We start from the raw sequence: 376 nt of genomic DNA, 5'->3' as shown, positions 1-376 counted from the left end.
AGTCTTACATCACAAGCACCCACACGAATTGCTTGATTCAACTTGTTAAAGAGCAGTTGGTTAAGGCTTTCGTCTCAACCGAGGCGCGCATTCTACGCTAACCTCATCTTCCGTCAAGCTTTATTTTCGAAAATTTCTTTTCTACTCAATCGCCTGGCTTCGGGGAGCCTAAGCTCTCGTCAGCAGCAAGCACAAACTGTGTGCTTACACTAATAGGCAAAGCCCCGGACAGCGAAGCTGACCGGGGCTTTGGGATAGGAGCTTGACGATGACCTACTCTCACATGGAGAAACTCCACACTACCATCGGCGATGCGTCGTTTCACTACTGAGTTCGGGATGGGATCAGGTGGTTCCAACGCTCTATGGTCGTCAAG

Annotated in this window: 1 rRNA gene; it reads right to left on the bottom strand. The window is 49.7% G+C overall.

Annotated elements, in window-relative coordinates:
- Positions 1–260: 260 nt before the first annotated feature.
- Positions 261–376 (bottom strand): 5S ribosomal RNA (gene rrf, locus IB255_RS30555).

Origin of the sequence: Pseudomonas sp. PDM22 (assembly GCF_014851965.1) — a bacterium.
Taxonomy (GTDB): Bacteria; Pseudomonadota; Gammaproteobacteria; order Pseudomonadales; family Pseudomonadaceae; genus Pseudomonas.
Note: the sequence above shows the minus strand (reverse complement) of the source record. Positions and strands in the feature narration are given on the sequence as shown.